We start from the raw sequence: 25463 nt of genomic DNA on the forward strand, positions 1-25463 counted from the left end.
GCTTCGTCTAACGTATTGAAAAAGAGGTGAGTGAAGTGAACGATTTGCTATTTGCATTAGTAGAGCAAGAAGAGTATGAAATTCTTTTAGAAGAGGCTATGAATGAATATGGTCAATCCATCTTGCAGCTTGTATATTCTTACGTGCGAAATTCTACTGTTAGTGAGGATTTGACACAAGAAATTTTTGTGAAGTTTTATAATTCTCTTTCTACGTATTCTAAGCAATCTAGTTTGAAAACTTGGTTATGGCGCATTGCTATTAATCACTGCAAAGATTATTTAAAAAGTTGGTACGTGCGAAAAATGCAATTTACAGAACATATACATATGATTTTTGAATCAAGCAAAGAAATGATCGAAGAAGAAATGGTAAAAAAAGAGGAGTCTGAAGAATTGGTTCAAACTGTAATGAGTCTTCCATTAAAGTATAGAGAACTCATTTATCTGCATTATTTCGAAGAATACACAATTAAAGAAATAGCTGAGCTTTTATCTATTAATTCTAATACGATTAAAACACGATTACGGCGTGGAAAAGAATTGTTAAAACAAATGATAGAGGAGGGCTAATATGGATGAAAGATTACGTCATCTAAAAGGCTCAATGAAGCAATCTGTATTCCAAAACCTGCAGTTTACTGACAAGCACAAGCAAGCTATTAAGCGAAAAATAAAACAAGAAAACATTTTACTGCCAGCGCTACAGCTTCTGTCAGTTGAAAAAAATGGAATAGAACTTGTTCAAAAACTACGGAGTAGAGGAATTCAAGAGTTTGATGAACAAGAAGGGTTTGTGTACATTCTGCTGCATCAGCTTGAGCAAAAATCATACGTAACAAGCCGCTGGAAAGAAGATCAGAAGAAATACTATCAGCTGAATAGTAAAGGTAAAAAGGTAATGAAAAGCTTAGAAAATGGAAGTCAACGATCAGCTTTTGTCCTTCAAGGGTTATTAGGAGGAGGACAATGAAAAAAGAAGAATTTTTACAGTCAATTACTCAAGAAATAAAACATAAAGAAGCAAAAGAAGCAGTGTATCAAGAGCTTGATGCCCATATTAAAAACTTAGAACGAGAATCTATTCAGCGCGGTGTTTCTCAAGAGGAAGCTGAAAAAAAAGCTGTTGAACAAATGGGCAGTTCAGCGGAACTAAGCAGACGCTTTCAAAAGCTATACCGCACAAAGATTGATTGGATCTTAGTTTCATTATTTGTTGCAGCGTTAGGCTTAGGAATGTTGACAATTAAGCTAGGTTCATCTATATCAATGGAAACCAAACTTATTACTGCATTAATTGGACTAGCCCTGACAGCAGTATGTGCTTTTCAAAACTACCGCAAGTGGAGAGAGTGGGGGTGGGTAGCATTTATAGCTCCTACACTCCTCCTTGTAGTATTTAATCTGCATATATTGCCAGAAAGGATTCAACCAAACGTTCAAGGTACAACCGTAGTAAACCTATCTTTTTTTAGCCTAGATTTAAATTTCATTTTAATATTTTATTTAATAGGTTGGGGATATATTTTACAACGTAGGTCATGTAACGTTCCCATTATAGCAGTACTATTTATTTTAACCATAGTCTTATACGGGCGTTTAACTAGTATTCCTAATGTGATGATGTACATCATCATGATCGCTTCTATGTTTATATTTAGTGCTCGTAAACATGCTAAAAAGATCACTTTGTTGTTTCTGCTCACACTGTTTATAATTATAGCCGTTATGCTGCTCCTTTCAGGAAGCTCTTATTACTTAAGTCGTCTATCAATTGTGCTGCATCTAGGGAAAGATCCAGCAGGGGCAGGCTACGTCCCTGTACATCTTTCTCGCCTGTTCCATCAAGCTGAGTGGCTTCCTCAAGCTAATCCATCAGAGGGATACCGAATAGGTGGAATCGACACAGAATTTGTATATGCAGGTTTGACCTATGCCTACGGCTGGGGAATTTCAATTTTTATTATGCTAGTGTTGAGTGCTTTATTAGTAAAAATGATACTGTTAATTAAACAGATTCGCGATCCGTTTGGAAAAATGCTTGTTTCCGGAAGCGTAAGCGTGTATGCATTTCAGTTGCTTTATAATTTAGGTATGTCGTTTAATCTCCTTCCAATTATGGGTGTATGGTTGCCATTTATAAGTTATGGTATGGGTCCCACAATTGCAAATGCGGTGTTCATTGGCATTGTGCTTAGTATATATAAAACAAAAGATATACCGATAAAAGAGCTGGCTAACTAAGCCAGCTCTTTTATGATGCAATAGCATACAAAAGCTGCTTTTGCATTTTAGGAGATAAAGGAATATTTTGATACAATTCGTAAATATGATGTTCGTTCCGGTGATAACAAATCCAATCCTTGTACGTTCCTTTTAAGAAGATGCGAAAAAACACGATTCGCTTATTCGTGCCGCCTGTTTTTAATTCAATTTTCAAATCATCTGTTTCTAATGTATACTGTACTGTAGAAGAGGAGAGAGCAAGTTTAGTTGTTTTTTTACTTGTTTTAATGAATTCGGCAAGTTCAATGATCTTCATTTTTTTACCTCACTCTATTGTAAATTAGGGGTATCTTATACGTATGATGTGTACAAAGAAAATAGAATCGTTTTTTATAGTTTAGAAGAAGGATCTTCAGCCCCTTCGTTAAGGGATTTGCATAAAAGGTTGACGTTTTCTTTGAATACAAATAAAATGCATATTAAGAAGTATTTCCCTCATTGTAACTACAGAAAAAGAAGAATTAAGGGGGCTCAATATGTTGACTGACTTAGTCGTAAGTCAAAAAGTAGTCAAGGTAAATGAATTCACTGTTGTAGGAGTGCCTATTCGAACAGATGAACCTGTGGAAGAAACGGGCACAGGTCTTATTCCTGAGCACTGGCAGACTTTTTATAAACAACAGTTAGCTAATAAAATCGCCAATAAAGTAAATGGTAATACATTTGCTCTTTATACAGAATTTGAATATAATCAAAAAATGGATTTTACATTTGCTCTCGGCTACGAAGTTTTACCCGGCGGCGAACTGAAAGAGGATATGAGAGAGTTCATCATCCCAGAAGGTGAATATATGGTGTTTACAACAGCTGTTGGGCCAGCTAGACAGGTAGTCGTAGAGGCTTGGGCTTATATTCGCGAGTGGGCTAAAAAAAATCATCGTGCCTATAAAATAGATTTTGAACTATATGATGAACGCTGTATTGATCCTGAGTACAGTCAAGTTGATATTTATGTTTCGATTTAATAGCTAGTTTTGCTAAGTAGTTAAGATGCAGAGAAGCGTTTTTTGCTGCGTTCTTACTTTTGACGATAGGAATACAAAAGGGGTTTAGTGAGAGTGATCAGCAACGATTTATTACAAGCTTTAAAAGACGGATATAAACAGAGAATTAAATGGGTACTTATAAGTCAAATGGCACTGTTCATCACCGTAGCAGTCATACTTGTATCAAATTTTGTCACTAAATTTTCGTTTAACCAATTGAGCTTTATTTTTGTTTTGGTTAGTATAAGTTCGCTGTTATCAGGGGTAGAGCACGTATTGTTAAAACGTGAGAAGTGGCAATGGATTTTTGATTTTATTTTAGCTGCTTTTTTTATTGGTTTATCTATTTTTTTACACCGTTAAAGCGCCTGGTTCAGCGCTTTTTTATTTTGAACAGCTCAGCACACAAATTCCGGACCTTTCTAGTATAAACAAAACAAAAATAGGTATTTATGACGAAGATAGTCAGAAAATTTAGTAAAAAAGTCTTGTATCTTGTCTTTATTTCGATTATGATAAGTTTACACCCTTCGTATTCACTTCTTTGGATGTCAGTACCTCTATTTTTACACTACAGAAAAGAGGTGAAGCCATTTCTTCAGTTTTCCTGCTAGCCTGCATATTAACCCTTTTAGCTATTTTATTTAGTAGCAACTACCCTCAAAATTAAAGGAGAGATCCGCGCTTATGTCAAAAGCTCCTGTAAAAAACGATATTGAACTTCAACTATCTGAAACGCACTTTTTTCAACTGCTTGATTTAATTTATTTAGGTAACTGGATGGTCACAGCATGTTCTGGAGTGGAAGATGAGCATGCACAGGAATATACGGATGTAGAAAAACAAATGTTTTCACACGCAGAGCCTTTCCTTGAAAAAGGACCTTTTCACACGCTAAACAGTGAGGTTATGTTTACAGAAGAACATGAAGATTCTCTTCAAGATATTATTGGAGAATACGATAACGAAGTGTTTTGGGAAGCGCTAGCCTATCGCATGGCTAAACGAGATGTGATAGAGCAAATAGGACCCACTAAAGAAATAAAAAATGAAGTTTTTATGCAAATTTTTCATCGAGAAATGGATTATATACGAGAGTTTGAGACAAATGGAATTAAACGAATAACTATACCGCCTTTGCAGTAAAGGAGACAAATCGGCTTTCAACCTTGAAGGCCGATTTGCTGTTAAGCTGAAGCTTTTCTATTCCGCCTAAGAGGCGGGAGAGATCGGTATGTAAAGCTCCGCCATAACCATTCACACGGACCGTAATAGAAATAATAAAGCCACCACTTATTAAGAAAAAGCTGGAGTGTATAGATGATGAGACAAATAACCGTGCTTTCCGTTAAGGTAAGAGTTCCGTATAAACCAAAGACTCGAACCATCCACAGGCAAATTAAAGTTTGGCTAAGGTAAGTTGTTAATGCCATTGTTCCACTATACTTAAAAAGACCCAGCATTGAAGCATAAGGAGAAAATTGCAGGAATAACAGTAAGGTGGTAAGATAAAAAAAACATAGAAAAATGCCGCTCAAACTTGTAAAAAGGTGAATGGCCGCCTGCTGATAGAGTTCGTATCTTAAAATCTCTGTTTTTAGCATGGCCAGAATAATAGTTAAAGTGAAACCTGCTGCGCCTGTTATTGACTGAATTTTCTTGAAAAAAGAACGATTTTGTTCGATATTATGTACCAATCCTTTTTTAGCAGTATATAAGCCAAATAACAACATAGAAAATACGGGAAAGATAGAAAACGGTAGATTTAATAGCATAGGCACCACTTCAACATTCAAACGATAAAACAGCCAAGATAAATAGTCTGCTTGCCTGTAGGTGGATAAATATTGGGTTAAGACATGTTCATGTAAAGCTTTATACTCCCACTGAGCCTCCTGCAAGACGTGTGCTGGAATAAAAAACTGCATACAAGCCAAAAGATAAAAAAAGCATAGCAAGCCTATTGCCCACAGCAAAATCGTCTTAGCTTTTCGATTGTAAAAAAAGAATAATAAAAAACCGCCAATAGCATACACATGCAAAATGTCTCCATACCAGAAAAAGACAAGATGAAAAAGCCCGATTAATAGCAAAGCAGCCATTCTTCTTGACCATAAAGCAGCGGCAAAGTACTGCTTTTCTTCAGCTCTATGCAAAAAAATTCCGCATCCAAGTCCAAACAAAAAAGAAAAAATGGTAAAAAACTTCCCTTGCACAAACAGCTGCAAGAACAAATCAATATAAGCATCTATTCCTTCATACTTATAAGAAACATTGTACAGCTGAAAAATAAATATCGGAGAAGTAAAAGCCGGTATATTCACTAAAAAAATGCCCAGCAAAGCAATGCCCCGAATAATATCAAGAACAACAAGACGTTCGTTAAGGGGAAGTGGAGAAGGATTCATCGCTGTCGCTCCTTTTGGTTAGATATGTACATCTTAACACGGCAGTGGCGAAAAAATAGGTGGAAGTACAAAAAAATAAGCGGAAAGATTCATAGCTTTATGGATGAAAAATTTGGATAATAATGGTATGGTCACCCATATCAAATATGAAAGGTGGAGAAAAAGATGAAAACAGCACTTGTGTTAGGTGGAACGCGTTTTTTCGGAAAAAATTTAGTTCAGACATTGCTTTCTAAAGGAGTACAGGTTACGTTAGCAACGCGAGGTAAAACACCGGATGATTTCGGCGACCGAGTTGAGCGAATTTTTCTTGATCGTGTAGAAAAAGATTCTGTAATCGAAACAACAAGAGGAAGAAAATGGGATGTTATCTTCGATCAAATATGCTATTCTTCACACGGCGCAGCTGTTGCTGTTGAAGCTTTTCGTCATAGTACGAGTCACTATGTACTTACCTCGACTCTTTCAGTATATGGTTCTTTAGAAAAAACGTGTTATGAAGAAGATTTTGATCCATACAAGTATCCTATTTCATATACACGCCGTGAAAATATTTCCTATCAAGAAGGAAAACGCCAAGCCGAGGCAGTATTCTTTCAAAAAGCACCGTTTTCGGTAACAGCTGTCCGTTTTCCAATTGTTATGGGAAAAGATGATTATACGGACCGCTTGCGTTTTCACATAGAAAAAATTATGCATGGAGAAGAAATTGGTGTACCGGCTATTGAAGCAGAAATGAACTTCATTTCACAGGAAGAAGCAGGTGAATTTTTAGTTTGGTGTGCAGAACAGAAGCTAAAAGGGCCGATTAACGCTTGTTCAAATGGTACCATTTCACTCAAAAATTTATTTTCATATATTGAACAAGCAGCGGATAAAACAGCAAGAACAACCTCTCGTTTAACGGATGAAAATAGTTCTCCGTACGGAGTAGATCATTCTTGGACGATGAGCAATGAAAAAGCTAGCTTTTGGGGATATTCATTTACGAACCTGCAGGACTGGCTGCCTTCATTAATCAAAACTGTCGTTGAAAGCGAAAAGAAAGTACCTTTAAGTTAGAGAACAACAAAGACTGCACGTTTAGCAGTCTTTTTGCTGTTACAAGCAGAACATTTTTATTTTATGAGCAAAAAAGGTACGCTAAGTATACATCATTATATAGAAGAAAGAAGGATACACTATGGCAAAACATCACTTTCATTTGCAAGCAAATTGGCCAGGAGGCCGAAATGAAGTGGGAACAATTGAAGCAGGGCAATTAAAAACAAGCATTTCTATTCCACCAGAAATGGACGGGCCAGGAGCCGGGACAAATCCAGATGAAATGCTGCTAGGAGCAGCAGCCACCTGCTACATTATCACGCTTGCAGCGATGCTAGAAAGAAGTGGAATCCATCAGGAGGCTTTAACGATGGAATCAGAAGCTATCGTGGACGTAACGAATGGTGTGTTTACGTACGAAAAAATCATTCATAAACCTCACGTGATCGTCACACCTAAATTTGCGGCCCAAGAAGAGAAAATCAATCGACTTATAAAAAAAGCAGAAACGTCCTGTATGATTTCAAGAGCCATTCAAGGAAATGTAGAGATCGAATTAGAACCTCAGCTCACAGTAAAAGCGTAATGAATCCATTACGCTTTTGTTATGTTTATTTCTAAAAAATAGCACATTTAAGATTGTAAAATACTCAAATTTGAATATAATAATTTAAGTAGCTATCATTTCTGTTCATCAAAAAGATGACGCGAAAGGAGGAACTGAAATGGTTTCATCAGAAAAACATATTCGTTTTATCGTAGCAGGATTGCTGCTCGGTATTTTTATGTCAGCCATGGATAATACCATCGTAGCGACGGCTATGGGGAAAATCATTTCTGATCTAGGCGGATTAGATAAGTTTGTTTGGGTTACGTCCGCTTATATGGTTGCCGTGATGGCAGGTATGCCGATATTTGGTAAACTATCTGATATGTACGGCCGTAAACGGTTTTTTATTTTTGGGTTAACCGTATTCTTACTTGGATCCGCATTGTGTGGTTTAGCACAAAGCATTGTGCAGCTAAGTATTTACCGAGCGATTCAAGGAATTGGAGGAGGAGCGCTTCTTCCGATTGCTTTTACCATCGTATTTGATATTTTCCCTCCTGAAAAACGCGGGAAAATGACGGGATTATTAGGTGCCGTTTTTGGCTCAGCAAGCGTATTTGGTCCACTTCTCGGTGCTTACATTACGGAATACATCAGCTGGCACTGGGTGTTTTACGTGAACGTGCCAATTGGACTTTTATCGTTATTTTTTATTATGCGCTTTTATAAAGAGTCAAAAAGTCATAAAAAGCAAAAAATTGACTGGGCTGGTGCAGCCACTCTTGTCATTTCAGTAGTAAGTTTAATGTTTGCTCTTGAACTTGGAGGAAAAGAGTATGAGTGGTCTTCTCCGCAAATTTTATCTCTTTTTGCTATCTTTGCTGTGGCGCTGTCACTCTTCTTTTTTGTGGAAAAGCGCGCGCAAGAGCCGATTATTTCATTTTGGATGTTCAAGCGCCGTTTATTTGCAACATCACAGATTCTCGCTTTCTTATACGGAGCAACGTTTATTATTTTAACGGTATTTATTCCTATTTTCGTTCAAGCTGTCTACGGAGGTTCTGCTACAAATGCAGGTTTAATTTTAACTCCGATGATGTTAGGCTCAGTAGCAGGAAGTGCGATCGGCGGGATTTTTCTCACAAAAACAAGCTTCCGAAACTTGATGATTATGTCCGTTTTTTCATTTGCAGTAGGAATGTTCTTGTTAGGAACAATGGAACCTGATACACCTCGTTGGATGCTCACGGTATTTATGATTTTGACTGGATTTGGCGTAGGGTTTAGCTTTTCTCTTTTACCAACGTCGTCAACTCATAAGCTAGATCCACAGTTTAGAGGTTCTGCCAACTCAACAAACTCATTTGCTCGTTCTTTAGGAATGACGCTGGGAGTTACGATTTTTGGAACGATTCAAAGCAATACATTTACAAATGAGCTGCAGCGCAATTTTCAAGGTATGGGAAATGGATCACAAGGAGCATTTTCTCAAATAGGAGATCCGAGTGCAGTTTTTCAATCAAGTGCCCGAAACAGCATTCCGCCTCAAATATTAGATAAGATTGTTGATGCTATGTCTACATCGATCACGTATGCATTTATGCTTGCTCTTATTCCAATTGCAGTAGCTATTATTACTGTCTTTTTAATGGGAAATGAACGAGTGGAAGTTCCCCCTAAAAAGCGGGTAGAAGCTAAGGAACCGGCAGCTCAAAAATAGAAAAGGCACGAATTTATTCGTGCTTTTTTTACTAAATAAGATGCATGTCAAGAGGTGAAAGGTGTTATGAGTGTTAAATTAGTCATACTGGGCTTATTAATGGAAGGAAATAAGCACCCTTATGAAATTCAGCAAACCATTAATGAAAGACAAATGAAGCACTATATTAAACTTGCAAGCGGTTCTTTATATTACGCTTTTGATACGCTCGAAAAAGATCAGTTGGTGAAAGTAGTCGATGTGATTCGAGAGACGAACAGACCTGAAAAGACCGTTTATTCTATCACGGATGCAGGAAGAGAAGAATTTGAACGCCTTTATTTTGAACAGCTGTTAAAAAAAGAGCATATGCATAGACCTGTTTATGCTGCTCTTTCATTTACTTCTTACGTGGATCAAAAAAAAGTGGCTTCTGCTTTAGAAAAAAAGATTGAGGAAACGGCAGCTTATTTAGAAAAAATGCAAAATTTGTACCAAGTTAAAAAGGTCGATCATTCCATTGCAAATCTGTCGATCATTATGCGCACGATTATGCATTTGAAAGTAGAACTAACTTGGTTCACTCATTTACTCAAAGCGGCGAAAAGCAGCAAGCTTACAGAAGTAGATGATGGTTATTTTAAAGACGTTGAAAAAATCGTAGATGAGTTTTAAAAAAAGAAGCAAAACACTGCTTCTTTTTTTAAATAGTCATAAAATATATTTTAAGCAATTTAATTTTGCCAAAAGCTAGGTCAATAACAATTAATTAACACCTGATTCGACCTTTAATCAGCTTTACTTATAAAACGCTTTCAAAAAGTAGTAAGACTATTAAAAAAGTAAAAAAAATTAAAGAAATATAGCGATTTCATTTTGATTGACGAGTAAAAGAGTGGTAAAATATAAGCAGATATCAGATACACACGCAGTGAGATTTATCACTCGTTGTAAAGATGTCAGACGATAAGGTAATCGACATTCAAAATGGAAAGATTGTTGAGTACGACAATTATTATAACTCGTTGGGGGTTTTATCATGGGTAACGAAACGTCGAATAGAGGGGAGCCTTGGCAAGGATTTTTGGGTCCGAACTACGGCTATGTATTAGAACAGTATGAGTTATATGAAGAGCAGTCAGATCTAGTAGATCCAGACTTAAAAGAATTATTTGATTATTGGGGTGCTCCTCCATTAAACGAAAGTGAGCAGGTTCAGCAAGCTGAATACGCACAGACTGCACCTTCAGCTAACACATCTAAAATTGCATCGGCTATTAAGCTAGCGGAAAACATCCGTGCTTATGGTCATCTATACGCGTCAATTAAGCCTCTTGAAAGCGAGAAGAAAGATCCTGTCTTGCTTCACTTGGAAGATTACAATTTAACGCAAGAAGATTTAAAATCAATTCCGGTTGATATTTTATGTACGAATGCGCCATCACACGTCAAAAATGGTTTAGACGCAATTAACTATTTAACAGATGTCTACACAAAAACCATTGCGTTTGAATTCCATCACGTACATAACATGGAAGAGAATAAGTGGCTGACTGATATGGTCGAGTCAGGTGCTATTTTCCAACCTCTTTCAAATGAGAAAAGAACTTCTGTATTAAAGCGTTTAACAGAAGTAGAAGGCTTTGAACAATTTTTACATCGTACATTTGTCGGACAAAAACGCTTTTCTATTGAAGGCGTAGATATGTTAATTCCACTTGTAGATGAACTGATTGCACGCTCAGTGGAAACAAGCCCAAAAACGGTTAATATCGGTATGGCTCACCGTGGACGTTTAAATGTATTAGCACACGTATTAGGCAAGCCGTATGAAATGATTTTTGCGGAATTCCAGCATGCGCCTAACAAGGAATTAGTTCCTTCAGAAGGTTCAATCGGTATCAACTACGGCTGGACGGGAGACGTAAAATATCACCTGGGTGCCGACAAACAAATTAAAGCAGAGAACACAGTTCGAGCTCGTTTGACATTGGCTAGTAACCCTAGTCACTTGGAGTTTGTTAATCCGGTTGTGGAAGGGTTTACAAGAGCGGCTCAAGATGAGCGTGATGTGAATGGATACCCGAAACAAGATGTAAAAAAATCGTTCGCGATTTTAATTCACGGAGATGCTGCGTTCCCTGGTGAAGGTATTGTACAAGAAACGCTGAACTTAAATCAATTGACTGGTTATCAAACAGGTGGAACAATCCACATTATTGCTAACAACATGATTGGATTTACAACAGAAAGCGTCGATTCTCGTTCAACAAAATATGCAAGTGACTTAGCAAAAGGGTTTGAAATTCCAATCGTTCACGTAAACGCGGATGATCCGGAAGCCTGTTTAGCGGCTGCTTATTTTGCTTATGAGTATCGCAGACGTTTTAACAAAGATTTCTTGATTGATTTAATTGGATACCGTCGATTTGGCCACAATGAAATGGATGAACCGTCTGTAACGCAGCCGAAGATGTATGAAATTGTGACAAAACGTCCAACCGTTCGTGCTATGTATGCAAAGCAGCTCGAAGAACAAAACGTTATTCAAAGCGGTCAAGCAGATCAAATTAATGAAGAGTTACAAGCGAAGTTAAAAGCAGCTTATGAGAAAGTACCGCCAAAAGCTGAAAAACAACATAGAATTATGGAAATGCCACAAGCAGTCTTCAAAGGAATTTCAGATATTGATACATCTGTTACAAAAGAAGAGCTGTTTGAAGTGAATCAAGAGCTAGTGAAATACCCTGAAGGATTTAACGTATTTCCAAAACTTGATCGCATCTTATCTAAACGTGCCAAAGCGTTTGAAGAAAATGAAAGCGTGGATTGGTCATTGGGTGAGGCATTTGCATTTGCTACGATTTTAAGAGACGGCACGCCAATTCGTATTACAGGCCAAGATTCTGAACGTGGTACGTTTGCACATAGACATCTTGTTCTTCATGATCATAAGACAGGGGATGTTTACTCACCACTACACGCAATGAAGAACGTAAGCGCTTCCTTTGATATTCGTAACAGTCCATTATCTGAAGGTTCAGTGCTTGGATTTGAATACGGCTATAATGTATTTGCTCCTGAAACGCTTGTTCTTTGGGAAGCACAATTCGGTGATTTTGCCAATGCAGGTCAAGTTATTATTGACCAGTTTATTGCAGCAGGTCGTGCTAAGTGGGGACAAAAATCTGGAATGGTCTTATTGCTGCCACATGGCCATGAAGGTCAAGGGCCAGAACACTCAAGCGCTCGTCTAGAACGTTATTTACAGCTAGCTGGAGAAAACAACTGGACAATCGCAAACGTAACAAGCGCTGCGCAATATTTCCACTTACTTCGACGACAAGCTGCCATTTTACAGCGCGAAGAAGTAAGACCGCTAGTAGTTATGACACCAAAAAGTTTGCTTCGTAATGCTTTTAGTGTGTCAAACCTTGAAGAGTTTACAAAAGGCTCTTTCCGCTTAGTAGTAGAACAGCCTGGATTAGGCAAAAAAGAAGATGCAGTTGAACGAATCGTTCTGTGCAGCGGAAAAATCAGCAGTGAGTTAACGGAACGCTTAAACAAAGCAGAAGATGATAAAGATTGGCTACACGTTCTTCGTCTAGAACAAATTTATCCGTTCCCAAGACGCGTAATTGCTGAAATCTTTGCTCGCTATAAAAATTTAAAAGAGATTGTCTGGTTACAAGAAGAGCCTGAAAACATGGGCGCATGGAACTATGTAGAAGATCGACTGCGTGAAGTAGCACCAGAAGGAGCTACTGTTGACTACATCGGCCGCACAAGACGCTCAAGTCCAGCTGAAGGAGATCCAACAGTTCACAGACAAGAACAAGAACGTATTTTACAAGATGCATTAACTAAAAATGAAATTGCTAACGACGTTGTTACACGATAAGGAAGGGGAATGAATCATGGGAGAGATTAAAGTACCGGAATTAGCAGAATCAATTTCTGAAGGAACAGTTGCACAGTGGCTAAAACAAGTAGGAGATTTCGTTGAAAAAGGCGATTATATCGTTGAACTTGAAACAGATAAAGTTAACGTTGAAATTACAGCTGAAGACTCTGGTGTGCTAACAGAACTTCTTGCTGGCGAAGGCGACACAGTGCAAGTTGGTGAAACAATTGCACGTCTTGAAGCGAAAGAAGGAGCTTCAGCACCAGCACCAGCAGCACCAAAAGCTGAAGAAAAACCAGCAGAAGAAGCACCAAAACAAGAAGCTGCTCCAGCTCAGCAAAAAACAGTTGAAGAAGTAGCGCCAGCAGCTGAAGCGCCTCAACAAGGAAATCAAAAACAATGGCTGATTGCTTCTCCTGCAGCTCGCAAAGCAGCAAGAGAACGTGGAATCAAGCTAGATCAAGTACCAACTACTGATCCTCTTGGCCGTGTGCGTAAACATGATATTGATTCATATGCAGATCAAAAATCAAATGAGCAAAAACAGCAGGCACAAGCAAGTAAGCCAGCTAACCCGGTATCTCCGTCTCCAGCGGCAAGTGAAAATAGCGACAAACCTGTTGAACGCGAACGTATGTCACGTCGTCGTCAAACAATTGCCAAACGTCTCGTTGAAGTTCAGCAAACAGCGGCTATGTTGACAACGTTTAACGAAGTAGACATGACGGCTGTTATGGCTCTTCGTAAACGACGCAAAGACAAATTCTTTGAACAGCACGACGTAAGACTTGGCTTTATGTCATTCTTCACAAAAGCAGTAGTAGCAGCACTTAAAAAATACCCATTATTAAATGCTGAAATTCAAGGCAACGAGTTATTAATTAAAAAATTCTACGATATTGGTATTGCTGTGTCAGCTCCAGACGGTCTTGTTGTTCCAGTTGTACGTGATGCTGACCGTAAAACATTCGCTGGTATCGAAGGATCTATCGTTGATTTAGCGAAAAAAGCGCGCGACAACAAATTAGCATTAAAAGATTTACAAGGTGGAACGTTCACAATTACAAACGGCGGTGTATTCGGTTCATTAATGTCTACACCAATTTTAAACGGGCCTCAAGTTGGTATTTTAGGAATGCACAAAGTTCAGCTTCGTCCGGTAGCAATTGATGAAGAGCGTATCGAAAATCGTCCGATGATGTACATTGCACTTTCTTACGATCACCGTATCGTTGACGGCAAAGAAGCCGTAAGCTTCCTAGCTACTGTTAAAGAACTATTAGAAGATCCAGAATCTTTATTACTAGAAGGTTAATAAAAAGAACCTGCTATTCTCCGAGAGAATAGCAGGTTCTTTTATGTTCGCTTAATGCCTGCAACATAAGCAGGACCCAAAAAAGTCATGCTAGCGAGTGTCAGAGCCATTTCTCTAGGTGACTGCTTCATATCTTGTTCTAGCCAGTGCTGAATGACGCCAAGATGGGCTGACGTTACATAAGACATTAAATGTTCAAGTGGAACAAGCGGAGGCGTTTTACTATCCATGAGCTCTAATTTTTCCAGTATATTGGTTTTCATAACTTCTTTAATTTTAAGATGAAAGCCAGGGTTGCCTTTTGGACCAAGCATAACCTGCATAAAACGCGCATTCTCTTGAATATATTCAAAAAGCGCAATAATAAACGGCAAAGGCTGTTCTTTCAAATTAGCAGATACAATCTCATTTGGATTTGCTTTTTTGATAAATTCTTTTATTTCTTGAATGACTTCATTTTCACTTTTTTCAAGCAAATCGTATTTGTCTTGGTAGTGTAAATAAAAAGTTCCTCGATTAATATCGGCTTTTTTCGTCAGATTTCTGACCGTTACGCCTTCAAATCCTTTCTCTTCCATTAATTCTGTTAAAGCATCTCGGATAAATTTCTTCGTTCGAATAATTCTACGATCTGTTTTTGAATTCCCCACAGTTTTTAAACACCTACTTTTTTCTTTAATAATGAACAGTTATGTGTTTTGTGTTAAGTAAGCGACATTCCCATGATTATTGCATATTGAGAATGCAGGTAAATTTATTATAATTTACATAGTGATCACTAATCAACAGCATGTACATTATCTTTCCGTCAACGTGTATATGCTTAAAGAAGGGAATATCTATATGAAATTAAGTAACCAAAAGCTTATATATCTTTCACCAATTATAGTGGTAGCAGTTATTTTCATTTTTACCCTAACGTTAATTCCTTCAGTAAGCCAAGCACCTAAGAATTTGCCAATCGCATTTGTAAATGCCGACGAAGGAATGACAGTTCCAGCAAAGGGTAAGGTAAATATAGGAGATCATATAAAACAAAATATGAAGAGTTCAAGCGCTGAACAGTCTTCGGTTAAATGGATTTTTGTATCAACTACTAAAGAAGTTGAAAAAGGGTTAAATAATCAAAAATACTACGGAGCGCTTATCATTCCAAAAGATTTCACCAAAAAACAGGTGACTCTTCAGACGGCTCAGCCTGAGGCACCTGCTATTAGATTGTTAGTGAATCAAGGAATGAATACAGCTGCTTCAACACTAGCCAGTCAGGTGCTAAACGGAGCAGTTGATCAGATGAATGAAAATATGCGCTTGCAGCTAGTGAAAAGATTTGAACAAAGCGGAACGCAACTAAGTGCAAACCAAGCATTAGCACTCGCTGTACCGATTCAAAAGACAGTGATAAACGTCAATAAAACAGGGACTCATAGTGTCAACGGAAATGCCCCCGTTTCATTATTTCAGCCGCTGTGGATGGCAAGCATAGCAGGGGCAGCAGTTGTCTTCCTCAGCATCCACAAAATCACGTTTTCTTCTCGCAAAGAGAAAATTGTTAACCAAGTAGGGTTCGTAATCATTGGTGCTACACTTGCTTTAGCTGCAGGTTTCGGGCTAGCGTGGCTAGCTGAAGTAGTTGGAATAAGCGTTCCTTCATTTTTGGATACAGCACTATTCTTAGCTATTGCTTACTTCAGTTTTTTCACCTTGATATCAGCCGCACTTTCATGGTTAGGACTAAAGGGACTTCCGATTTTCGTTATTATTCTATTTTTTGGCGCACCGCTGCTTCCAATGGCCCCAGAAATTATGCCTGATTTTTATCGAGAGTGGATTTATCCATGGCTGCCAATGAGGTTTATGGTAGATGGCGTAAGAGAACTATTTTTCTTTGGAGAACATCTGACATGGAATCATTCTGTATCTGCTCTAGCTCTTATCTCTTTAATAAGTTTGTGTGCTCTGTTTGCTTCTGCTTTACCTGCATCTTCTGTAAAAAAAGAGAAGTCTCGCTCAATATAAAAGATACTGCAACTGAATGAGAAGGAGAGATAATGATGAAGCCACAAATCCTAATCGTTGGTGCCGGACCTACTGGCCTTGTGATGGCCTATAATTTAGCAAGACATAACATTTCTTTTCGAATTATTGATAGAAACGAAGGGCCTGGGCAAGCCTCCCGGGCAATGGCTATTTTACCGCGAACCCTTGAATTTTATCAGCAGTTCGGTTTTGCAGATGAAGTCATAGACCGCGGGATTAAGATGGAAGATGTATACGTCCGAGTAAAGAATAAAATAAAAGCAAAAGTTCATCTAGGATCTTTAGGAGAAGGATTAAGTCCTTTTCCTTTTGTTCTTACATTTCCACAGGACGACCACGAGCGGTTTCTGCTTGAAAAATTAAAAAATCTTGGGATTGAAGTAGAATGGAAGACGGAGTTACTATCTCTAGCTGAACACGGAGAAGGGATAAAAACTTTATTAAAAGCCCAGCAAGAGGAAACCGCTTATTTTAAGTATATTTGTGGATGTGACGGAGCACACAGTACAGTTCGTAAACAAATGAATATAGAGTTTAAAGGAGAAAAATATAAACAGCATTTTTATGTGATGGATGTTCACGGCTCTGGTGAAGTGATGAAGGATCAAAAAATCAGTATTTCATTTAGCAATGAAGAATTTTTGATTTGTATGCCTGTTAGAAGTAAAGGAACGTATCGAATGATCGGCATTATTCCTTCAGCTCTTTTGGATCAAAACGATATAAAAGCTGAAAATATTCAAACTTTTCTTCAACAAACATTTGGTGCTGAGATTGAAAATATAAATTGGTTCTCAACATACAATATCCATCACAGAGTAGCAAGTCGTTTCCGACAAGGGCGTATTTTTCTAAGTGGAGATGCAGCCCATATTCATAGTCCTGCAGGCGGCCAAGGAATGAACACAGGAATTGGAGATGCAATCAACCTTTCATGGAAATTAGCAGCTGTCCTTCAACACAAAGCGGCACTTTCCATATTAGATACATACGAAGAAGAAAGGTTACCTTTTGCAGAGCTGCTTGTAAATACAACTGATCGCGCTTTTAAGCGAATGGTGGCAAGAGATAAAACGAGTCAATTTTTTAGAAAGCATATCTTTCCGCCTGTACTATCCTTTTTATTTCGCTTTCCTTATCCCCGTCACAAAGCATTTACAATTTTATCTCAAATCCGCATTAAATATCGAAATAGTAACCTAAGCAGCGGACAAGGGACAAATGTGCAAAGTGGTGATCGGTTACCTTATGTGGAAGGGAATTTTGAATCTTTACAGTCCTTAAACTGGCAAATACACGTCTATGGAACAGCAGCACAGAAGCTAAAAAAGAGCATGAGAGAAAAAGGCTTCTCTTTGCATGAGTTTTCTTGGAACCCCTATATGAAGAAAGCAGGGCTTCAAAAAGATGCACTGTATGTTATTAGACCGGACGGGTATATCGGTTTTATTAGCAGCGAACAGCGTATAGAGCTTCTTTATCAATATTTGAATACTCATAAAATCCTTCCTTTTACAAATGAATAATAACGCTAATAAAAAGCTAAGACAACATGATTTTAGCTAAAAGAAAATTGGATCGATGAATCGAGACTCTTCAAGGAAAATCAACTTTATTCGGATTTTTTTATGGTCATGTAAACGTAGATTTCATCTGTTTAGTTTACTCAAGCGGTTGATTGGAGGGCAAGGCGCAGACTCCTGCAGGAAAAGCAGAACAGGTGAGACCCCGCAGGAGCGCAAGCGACGAGGAGGCTCAGCGGCCGCCCGCGGAAAGCGAAGCCTTGCACGGAAATCAACCGCGGTGTCAAAAGCGCTCCATACTAAGCCTCCTTTATCTCATTTGTGCATCTTTAGATTGAATTGATTTTGTTATGTCTCAATCTCTTTATTTTTGTTTACAATTTCGAAACAACTTGGAGATGTTTTTGCTAAAGCTGTTTGATAAGATAGACGAAGAGAAATATCAAATGAAAGTACGTGATACATTGAATAAAAGGATTTTAGTAGTAGATGATGAAAAAAGTATTGCCACAGCGGTATCTTATGCTTTCAAGCGCGAAGGATATATTGTAGACACAGCATCTGACGGTGAAGAAGCACTTGAAAAAGTAAAAAGCTTTCGACCTGACGTGATGATATTAGATGTGATGATGCCAAAACTAACCGGCTATGAAGTATGCCGAAAACTTGAGAATCGAAGAGGAATGGGGATTATCTTGTTAACGGTTAAAAATGATATCGTCGATAAAGTTCTAGGTTTAGAGTTAGGCGCTGATGATTACATGACCAAGCCATTTGATGTAAGAGAACTTGTAGCTAGAGCTAAAGCACTTGTTCGGCGAATAGAAAAAAATGAAGCTCCTGAAGCTGTGGGAGAAATCACGGTGGGAAAAGTGAAAGTGAACTTAATTCAGCGCACGTTACATGTTGCCAATGAGTTAGTTAAGCTTACACCAAAGGAGTTTGATCTTATTGCTTTATTGCTTGCCAATTTAGAGAGAGTGTACACACGAGAAGATTTACTAGATCTTGTCTGGGGAATGGATTATGCAGGCGGTACACGTACGGTAGATATTCACATGCAGCGCCTTCGAAAAAAAGTAGGAGAAGCAGAGCCTTATTTGCTTCAAACGGTATACGGGGTTGGATATAAAGCGACTGCAGGGATCAATGAATGAAAATCAGCCTAAAAGCTAAGATGGGACTCGTTCTTGCTTTTTTAATTATTTTAACAGTAACCGTACTGAGCGTACTCGTATTAAAAGGAATTGAGACCAATCAGCGTGATCAGCTAGAAAGTGAACTTATTCAAAAAAGCAAAGCAGCGGAGCAAACGATTCATCAAAGTTATGTAACAGGTGACCCGTCTCTGAATAAAGATTCCTTTCTTCAGCAAAAAGGACAGCGCCTTGCATCTTCAATTGCATCACAAAGCGGAATGCAAACAGTCCTATATAATCAAAAAGGACAGGAAGCAGGAAGCTCTATTCCCATCGGCCAAAAAGATGTGGATGTTTCTGATACGCTTAGCTATGCTTTGAAAGGAAAAATAGCCTATCAAATCTCGGGTTCTTCCCTTATTTACTTTGCACCTGTGTCAATCGAGAATCAATTTATTGGAGTCCTTCGTTTTGACCATTCCCTAAAAAATAATCAGCAGTTTATAGCTGACATTAGGCACTTATTTCGTATGGGGGGAACGATTGCAGCGGCAGCAGCTTTTTTAATTGGCTATGCTTATTTTTATCGCATTGCTTCTCTCATCGCTACGCTTCAAAAAACTTCACAGCAGATTCGAAAAGGCCATTATTTAACTCATGTGCCCTTCAAACGGCGCGATGAACTCGGAGAGCTCAGTCAAGGCTTGTTTTTTATGAGTACGTCGATTGAAAAAAACATCGATCAAATGAATAACGAAAAAAGAAAGCTTGAGTTCGCCATTTCGAAACTGCAGTCTCTCGAACAGCAGCAAAAGCAGTTTATCGGTAACATTAGCCACGAATTTAAGACGCCTTTAACATCGATCAAAGCTTATGTTGACTTACTTGATATGTATCGAGATGATCCTCAGCTTATGGAAGACGGTGTGCAAAACATTCGTAAAGAAACGAATCGCCTCCATGAAATGGTGGATAAAATCTTAAAGCTTTCAGCACTTGAGAAATATGATTTCGAGCAGCGACCAGAGCAAGTTGAATTGAAACGGCTTCTAGAAGACATATGCGATCGTATGAAAGGAAAAGCTGCTAAATTTGATTTGACTCTTCATACAAATATAAAAGAAGCGGTTGTTTGGGCTGATCGCGAAAGCTTAATACACATTTTTATTAATTTAATTGACAATGCTATTAAATATAATGAACCCGGAGGAAAAGTGGAAGTAGCATCTTATACTTTAGAGAATTCTATCATTGTAGATGTAGCCAACACTGGAATAGGAATTCCACCCGAAGCAGAAGAGAAATTATTCCAACCATTTTTCACCGTAAATAAAGATCGGTCGCGTTTATCCGGAGGAACAGGTCTTGGCTTAGCATTAGCCAAAGATTTAACTGAAAAACAAAACGGTGTTATCAAGCTGCATCATTCTGACTCTACATGGACAACTTTTAAAGTGTCGTTTCCTTTAAAAAACGAGAACTGAGTTAGCTAAAAGGAGTGAACCGTTATTGAAACGGTATAGATTAATGATATATATCGCAAGCACTTTTCTTATTTTAGCATCATGCGGCCAAGGAGAAGGTCATAGAGAAACGGTTGAAAAACCAGACAAGAAAATTACTGTATTGGACCACGTAGATCAAGATGGAAAAATAGAAGTGAAAGACGTTCAAGATATTAACGGAGTAAGAGCGTTTCAATTTTTGAATGAAAACACAGTGATTGTTAGTCAAGAAAATAAACAATTTCGGTCGCACGATTTCGGTCCCAAAGAGGTATATGCGCAGAATTTAGCTACTTATAATCTAAAAAACAAGTCTACTTTTGTGTTGCATCCAAGCAATGAAATTCAACATGCGGCGAAGCTTTCTCCAAATGGCAAATATCTTTTTTATAAAGTTGCAAAAGGCGAAGATACATTTGGTTATATAATGAACGTTCAAACAAAAAAAACAGTTGAAATCAAGAATGTTCTTCTCTACCCATCAAGCGGAGAGTGGCTTAATAATTCAGAAGTAATGTTTATTACAATGGAAGGAAAGCTTTCTAAAGCAAATGTAAAAGGAAAAGCAGAACCTCTATTGCACAGAGACGATCGAATCTTAGATGCAGTTAAAGGGATAGGTGGCATTTATTATATTGGTGTAAACAACCAGCTTTTTTTTCTTCATAACGAACAGACGGACCCTGAAAAAATCCGAGATAATGTGGTTTCTATTATCCCGTCTCCAAATGGAAAGCAATTAGCGCTCGTTCAGCAAAAAGATGCCCAAACGAGAACGCTGTCTATCACAGATTTAAAAGGATCAGAGGCCTTTCAGCTTGCTCTGTCCACTCAAATTTTTGGTGTCAGCTGGTCTCCCGACGGTTCGAAATTAGCTTATAATTTTATTTCTGAAAAAGAGGGAGATAAAGGGATATTCATAGCAGATGGATTAACAGGAGATGTTACACACTTAAACGTAAATTTAGACTATGCCGCTGATCAGCTTGCTTGGAGTCAATCAGGAAATAAACTAGTTGCATCGAGCTTTACGCAAAATCAAGTTCATACGTATATTATCTTTTTGAAATAGACTGCTTAGGCAGTCTTTTTTTTACGCATACTAAACTTCTTTAAGAGTGTTTACAAGTTTGAAACAACTGAATAAAAGACAGAAACATTTATGTTTTATTCTTTCTTTACAGGCTTTTATAGCGTATCAAAAGCCATGTGAAAGGAGTAAGACATCATGAAATACTTTTTATTTATTTGTTCTTTAGCTTTTGCGCTGATGATAGCAGGGTGCGGCACAAGCAATTCTTCATCAAAGCCTGTCGGAGAATTCACAAAAAATGGACAGGCTCAAAAACTAGAAAGCTCATCAGCTTCTTCATCTTTAACGAAATCTAATGTAGACGAAACAGTGGTAATAGCCAATCCAGAATCGGTTACGGCTTTAGTTAATAAGAAGCATCAGCTTCCTGAATCTTACCAGCCTTCCGATTTAGTCTATGCCGACGTTCCGTTTATCTTTAACGAAAAAATAGAAAAACGAATGCTTAGAAAGCCTGCGGCACAAGCGCTTGAAGAACTTTTCCGAGATGCTGAAAAAGAGGGGATCAGCTTACTTGGCGTATCTGGTTATCGATCTCACGAGCGGCAAAAAGAGCTTTTTGCATTTTACGCAAAGCGAGACGGTGAAGAACAAGCACGCACCTATAGCGCCTACCCAGGAACGAGTGAACACGAAACGGGACTAGCAATCGATGTCACAGGAGGAAAGGGAATATGTGCTGCGGCAGACTGCTTTGCTGATACACTAGAAGCTCATTGGCTTTCAAAACATGCGTATCAATACGGATTCGTTATTCGATATCCTCAAGGTGAAGAAGAAGTTACCGGTTATAAATACGAACCATGGCACCTTAGATATGTAGGAAAAAAAGCAGCCGCATCCATTTTTAATCAATATATAACGTTAGAAACCTATGCAAGTAAGACAAAAGCTTAATCAAAAGTTCTATAGCTGGAAAACGAAGGAAAGAAAAATGAAAAGTCAGGTTTATCACTCTCACATATGATACAAACTGATACTATAACATGCTTGCTATAGAGGAAGGGTATCAATGTATAAAGATATTGCGATTGAACTGATATGTGGATTTTTAGCGCTATTTATTATGCTGAAGCTTTTAGGTAAGACGCAGTTTGCTCAAATCACTCCGTTTGACTTTATTACAACGCTTGTCCTGGGAAATATTGTAGGGGATGCAGCTCTTGAAAAAGGAGTAGAGTTAACTGAAATTCTTTATAGCGTTTTGATTTGGGGGCTTCTGATCTACGCAGTGACAAAGCTATCTCAAACCTTTACAGGATTTAGGGGAGTTCTTGAAGGCAAGCCTTCAATGATTATTTATAAAGGGAAAATTCATTATAAAGAGCTTAAGAAAAACAACTTGGATTTGAATCAGCTTCAGCATCTAATGAGACAGCAAGGGTATTTTTCACTGTATGAAGCAGAATATGTCATTTTAGAAACGAATGGAGAGGTGAGCGTCGCTCCTAAACATGAATTCGGCCCTCCGACGAAAAATGATTTAAACATCCCTTATTCTCAAACTAATTTACCTATTGCTTTAATCATGGATGGAAAAGTAGTGCCTGGCAATTTGAAAGAAGCAAACGTAGATGAAAAGTGGTTAAAAAAACAGCTGGCAATCAAGAAAATAAAGGAATACAGCGAAGTTTTTTATGCTGAATGGCAGCAAGAGCGAGGACTAGAAATAACAAAATTCTAAAAACCCTTTCCTTTTAAGGAAAGGGTTTTTAGCTTTCTTTTAATAGCTTAGCAAAATCCTCAATCGTTGTAGAATACGTGACGTACAGACGGGGAATAAGATAGTTTTCATTTTTTTGTCCACTTTCAGTAAAAAATTTTGGAATCGTTGAAAGACCAAATGTATAATTCTTTTTTGTTTCTTCGACTACGCGGCTATTGACCTTTCCGTAAGGGTAAGCAAGAGCAATAACGGGCTGGCTCGTGATGGCTTCAATTTTCAGCTTTGATTCAGCTAGCTCATAGGATAAATTTTTCGTCTTAGTTAAATCCGGATGAGTAGCGGTATGAGACTGAATAGAAAAAAATCCTGAATCAACAAATTTTTTTAGATCCGCTGGAGACAAACGGTTGGGACGGCCAATAAAATCTGAAATCACAAAAATTGTAGCCGCTGGATGAAACTGAGGGCTGGCTGCTCTTTGAAAAATAGGCAAGATAGTAAGATTATTTTTATATCCATCGTCAAATGTGATAAATATAGGCTTTTTTACACGCTTCAGCTCCTGCCATTTTTCAAATGTTAGCGGCGTATATCCTTGCTTTTTAAGATAAAGAAGCTGTTTCTCAAAATTTTCAGGTGTCACATACAGTTCTTTTTCCCCGTGGCCTGTGTAGGAATCAATAGAGTGGTAAATCAGTATAGGTACTTTCACTTGGCTAAAAGCGGGGGAAGGGAAAATAACAGTTAGCAATAAGATAACAAAAACCGAAATTTTTCTCATAACAATCCTTTCTAACGCGCAGTGATGACGAGACTATCTTAGTATGTCAAAAGAAAAGGAATGTATAAGCCAAGCTTTCTTTTTTACAAATATAAGCCTTCTTTTTTAAATATTTTATGCAGAACCAAGTGCTCAGCAGAGTTCACAACGGCAAACTGTTTTTTAGAAAGAGAATGAGGAGAAAAACGCATTAACTTAGTAAAGTCTGATGGCAGCGTAGTAGATGAAACATCAGTAGAGAGTATAGGGGCAGACAAAGATGTTTTCGAGCCGATGTGAAAACCCCAATCTCCAAAAGAGGGAATAATGGTGTGGTAGCTCAACGTATAAAACTGAGAAGCTTTCATCGTCTTATTAATGCTCCAAAAAACGATAGGTGTGTCTCTAGGAGAATTTGACTGACACACGACCAAGCCGCTGCGCGATAGTGAACGTTGGAGAAGTTCGTAAAATTCTTTTGTATAAAGAGCACTTATTTTTTTGTTAGTAGGATCTGGAAAGTCGACAATGATAATATCATAAAACGCTGAATTCAAAGAGAGGTAGTCAACAGCATCTTGAATATGAACGGTGACACGAGAATCTTCAAATGAGCGTTGATTTAACTTCTTTAATTCTTTTATATTCATCGCAGCATTTACAACGTCAGCATCTATTTCCACAAGGTCTATTTCTTTAACTTTCTTATATTTAAGGACTTCTCGTAAAGCTAAACCATCTCCACCGCCCAGAATAAGAATGCGGCGAGGACTTAAGGAAGCTGCAAAGATAGGGTGTACAAGAGCTTCATGGTACGCATGTTCATCCAATGAACTAAATTGCAGCTGTTCATCCAAATACATTCGAATATCAGATGCTTTAATCAGCTGAATATCTTGAATACTGTTTTTCTGATGAAACAAAATGTCATGCTGGCCTGATAAGATCTGCTGTAGACTAACGTGATCTGAGTCATCTCCACGATCGAGAAGACGAGTGCTTTCAGCATGCTGACGATTTTTTGTTGGCGTTTCGACGTGTTGAATTCCGCGAGAAATTGAATATACAACAGCTTTTTTTGAAGCTAATTGCTTCAGCAACGCATAACCAATTTCAATTATTTCTTTGTCTCCGCACGTATAAAAATCTAATGAAGCGTAGTTTTCCTCCGGCCAAGTATGAATAGACAAGTGAGAGGTAGCTAATACGAGAATGCCTGTAATGCCGTGGGGCGTAAACTGGTGAAAATAACAGTGCAAAACTTCCATCTCTGCATCTAGTGCAGCTTCAATAAGAATTTGCCTTAAAAGTGAGGGATCATTTAATATCACTTCATCGCATTCGAACGCATCCATTAGCAAGTGTTCGCCTTTAATATCCACTACTTCAGCCTCCTTTCTGAGCATTATTTTCACTATCTTATGAAATTTTTTAGAAAAAGGAAACGCAAGCACGTTAGTTTATAAATATTTTTGGGAAATAACTAGTTATCATCGCATAGAAAGGCGGTTGAGGCAAACATATTTTCGTTGAAGGAAGAGCCGAA

25 protein-coding genes are annotated in these 25463 nt (G+C 38.1%); 20 read left to right on the top strand and 5 right to left on the bottom strand.

The window, feature by feature from the left end:
• Positions 1-35 precede the first annotated feature (35 nt).
• From ACH6EI_RS09700 to ACH6EI_RS09710, 3 genes are read left to right on the top strand one after another with little or no spacing between them, the layout of a single operon-like run.
• Positions 36-572, top strand: coding sequence for a sigma-70 family RNA polymerase sigma factor (locus tag ACH6EI_RS09700; protein ID WP_099000299.1), 537 nt, complete (start codon positions 36-38; stop codon positions 570-572).
• A gap of 1 nt (position 573) precedes the next feature.
• Complete coding sequence (locus tag ACH6EI_RS09705; protein WP_033579410.1) at positions 574-972, top strand: PadR family transcriptional regulator; 399 nt, start codon at positions 574-576, stop codon at positions 970-972.
• Positions 969-2243 (top strand): FtsW/RodA/SpoVE family cell cycle protein, encoded by a 1275-nt coding sequence (locus ACH6EI_RS09710; protein ID WP_099000298.1) that lies wholly within the window; start codon positions 969-971, stop codon positions 2241-2243. Before ACH6EI_RS09705 ends, ACH6EI_RS09710 begins: the two co-directional genes overlap by 4 nt.
• Positions 2244-2253: 10 nt before the next feature.
• Here ACH6EI_RS09710 and ACH6EI_RS09715 read toward each other — a convergent pair whose 3' ends face one another.
• Positions 2254-2541, bottom strand: coding sequence for a hypothetical protein (locus tag ACH6EI_RS09715; protein WP_028412858.1), 288 nt, complete (start codon positions 2539-2541; stop codon positions 2254-2256).
• 220 nt (positions 2542-2761) lie between these two features.
• On the opposite strand from ACH6EI_RS09715, the gene ACH6EI_RS09720 reads away from it, so the two are divergent.
• The 3 genes from ACH6EI_RS09720 to ACH6EI_RS09730 all read left to right on the top strand — a co-directional run bounded on the left by ACH6EI_RS09720 (position 2762) and on the right by ACH6EI_RS09730 (position 4417).
• Positions 2762-3250, top strand: a complete 489-nt coding sequence (locus tag ACH6EI_RS09720) for a GyrI-like domain-containing protein (RefSeq protein ID WP_028412859.1) — start codon at positions 2762-2764, stop codon at positions 3248-3250.
• 93 nt (positions 3251-3343) lie between these two features.
• On the top strand, positions 3344-3634 hold the full coding sequence (locus ACH6EI_RS09725; RefSeq protein WP_013057601.1) for a hypothetical protein: 291 nt from the start codon (positions 3344-3346) through the stop codon (positions 3632-3634).
• 324 nt (positions 3635-3958) lie between these two features.
• Entirely contained in the window at positions 3959-4417 is a 459-nt protein-coding gene (locus ACH6EI_RS09730; protein WP_033579407.1) for a hypothetical protein, read from the top strand.
• 41 nt (positions 4418-4458) lie between these two features.
• On the opposite strand, the gene ACH6EI_RS09735 is transcribed toward ACH6EI_RS09730, so the two are convergent.
• A complete protein-coding gene (locus ACH6EI_RS09735; protein WP_099000297.1) occupies positions 4459-5679 on the bottom strand; it encodes a DUF418 domain-containing protein in 1221 nt (406 codons plus the stop codon).
• Between the two features lie 165 nt (positions 5680-5844).
• Here ACH6EI_RS09735 and ACH6EI_RS09740 point away from each other — a divergent pair, with 165 nt between their 5' ends.
• From ACH6EI_RS09740 to odhB, 6 genes are all read left to right on the top strand, one after another.
• Entirely contained in the window at positions 5845-6741 is an 897-nt protein-coding gene (locus tag ACH6EI_RS09740; protein ID WP_028412863.1) for an NAD-dependent epimerase/dehydratase family protein, read from the top strand.
• Between the two features lie 121 nt (positions 6742-6862).
• Positions 6863-7309 (top strand): OsmC family protein, encoded by a 447-nt coding sequence (locus tag ACH6EI_RS09745; RefSeq protein ID WP_099000296.1) that lies wholly within the window; start codon positions 6863-6865, stop codon positions 7307-7309.
• A gap of 139 nt (positions 7310-7448) precedes the next feature.
• Positions 7449-8993, top strand: a complete 1545-nt coding sequence (locus ACH6EI_RS09750; protein ID WP_028412865.1) for an MDR family MFS transporter — start codon at positions 7449-7451, stop codon at positions 8991-8993.
• A gap of 66 nt (positions 8994-9059) precedes the next feature.
• Complete coding sequence (locus tag ACH6EI_RS09755; RefSeq protein WP_099000295.1) at positions 9060-9647, top strand: PadR family transcriptional regulator; 588 nt, start codon at positions 9060-9062, stop codon at positions 9645-9647.
• Positions 9648-10011: 364 nt separating this feature from the next.
• The gene (gene sucA, locus ACH6EI_RS09760; RefSeq protein WP_028412867.1) at positions 10012-12873 is read left to right on the top strand and encodes a 2-oxoglutarate dehydrogenase E1 component; all 2862 of its coding nucleotides are present in this window, start codon (positions 10012-10014) and stop codon (positions 12871-12873) included.
• A 16-nt stretch (positions 12874-12889) separates the two neighbouring features.
• Positions 12890-14191: a 2-oxoglutarate dehydrogenase complex dihydrolipoyllysine-residue succinyltransferase gene (odhB, locus tag ACH6EI_RS09765; RefSeq protein ID WP_099000294.1), complete on the top strand. Its 1302-nt coding sequence runs from the start codon at positions 12890-12892 to the stop codon at positions 14189-14191.
• 41 nt (positions 14192-14232) lie between these two features.
• Here odhB and ACH6EI_RS09770 read toward each other — a convergent pair whose 3' ends face one another.
• Positions 14233-14841, bottom strand: a complete 609-nt coding sequence (locus ACH6EI_RS09770) for a TetR/AcrR family transcriptional regulator (RefSeq protein WP_099331108.1) — start codon at positions 14839-14841, stop codon at positions 14233-14235.
• Between the two features lie 193 nt (positions 14842-15034).
• Here ACH6EI_RS09770 and ACH6EI_RS09775 point away from each other — a divergent pair, with 193 nt between their 5' ends.
• The 8 genes from ACH6EI_RS09775 (at position 15035) to ACH6EI_RS09810 (ending at position 23175) form a co-directional block, all read left to right on the top strand.
• Positions 15035-16210, top strand: a complete 1176-nt coding sequence (locus tag ACH6EI_RS09775) for a YhgE/Pip domain-containing protein (protein WP_028412869.1) — start codon at positions 15035-15037, stop codon at positions 16208-16210.
• A 35-nt stretch (positions 16211-16245) separates the two neighbouring features.
• Positions 16246-17757 (top strand): FAD-dependent monooxygenase, encoded by a 1512-nt coding sequence (locus ACH6EI_RS09780; RefSeq protein WP_223546141.1) that lies wholly within the window; start codon positions 16246-16248, stop codon positions 17755-17757.
• A gap of 148 nt (positions 17758-17905) precedes the next feature.
• Positions 17906-18097 carry a hypothetical protein gene (locus ACH6EI_RS09785; RefSeq protein ID WP_167387305.1) on the top strand — a complete coding sequence of 64 codons (192 nt, stop codon included), beginning with the start codon at positions 17906-17908 and terminating at the stop codon, positions 18095-18097.
• 121 nt (positions 18098-18218) lie between these two features.
• Positions 18219-18911 carry a response regulator transcription factor gene (locus tag ACH6EI_RS09790; protein ID WP_028412871.1) on the top strand — a complete coding sequence of 231 codons (693 nt, stop codon included), beginning with the start codon at positions 18219-18221 and terminating at the stop codon, positions 18909-18911.
• The gene (locus tag ACH6EI_RS09795; protein ID WP_099000464.1) at positions 18908-20377 is read left to right on the top strand and encodes a sensor histidine kinase; all 1470 of its coding nucleotides are present in this window, start codon (positions 18908-18910) and stop codon (positions 20375-20377) included. Before ACH6EI_RS09790 ends, ACH6EI_RS09795 begins: the two co-directional genes overlap by 4 nt.
• Positions 20378-20402: 25 nt before the next feature.
• Positions 20403-21470, top strand: a complete 1068-nt coding sequence (locus ACH6EI_RS09800) for a TolB family protein (protein WP_028412873.1) — start codon at positions 20403-20405, stop codon at positions 21468-21470.
• Positions 21471-21626: 156 nt separating this feature from the next.
• Positions 21627-22388 carry a M15 family metallopeptidase gene (locus ACH6EI_RS09805; RefSeq protein WP_099000463.1) on the top strand — a complete coding sequence of 254 codons (762 nt, stop codon included), beginning with the start codon at positions 21627-21629 and terminating at the stop codon, positions 22386-22388.
• Between the two features lie 115 nt (positions 22389-22503).
• The gene (locus ACH6EI_RS09810; protein ID WP_028412875.1) at positions 22504-23175 is read left to right on the top strand and encodes a DUF421 domain-containing protein; all 672 of its coding nucleotides are present in this window, start codon (positions 22504-22506) and stop codon (positions 23173-23175) included.
• Between the two features lie 28 nt (positions 23176-23203).
• Here ACH6EI_RS09810 and ACH6EI_RS09815 read toward each other — a convergent pair whose 3' ends face one another.
• Together ACH6EI_RS09815 and ACH6EI_RS09820 are read right to left on the bottom strand one after the other, a co-directional pair.
• Positions 23204-23938 carry a polysaccharide deacetylase family protein gene (locus ACH6EI_RS09815; protein ID WP_099000462.1) on the bottom strand — a complete coding sequence of 245 codons (735 nt, stop codon included), beginning with the start codon at positions 23936-23938 and terminating at the stop codon, positions 23204-23206.
• Between the two features lie 83 nt (positions 23939-24021).
• Positions 24022-25299: a polyamine aminopropyltransferase gene (locus ACH6EI_RS09820; RefSeq protein WP_028412876.1), complete on the bottom strand. Its 1278-nt coding sequence runs from the start codon at positions 25297-25299 to the stop codon at positions 24022-24024.
• Between the last annotated feature and the right edge of the window lie 164 nt (positions 25300-25463).

The sequence above is a fragment of the Priestia sp. JSM ZJ58 genome (assembly GCF_044383985.1).
GTDB classification, from domain to species: domain Bacteria; phylum Bacillota; class Bacilli; order Bacillales; family Bacillaceae_H; genus Priestia; species Priestia zanthoxyli.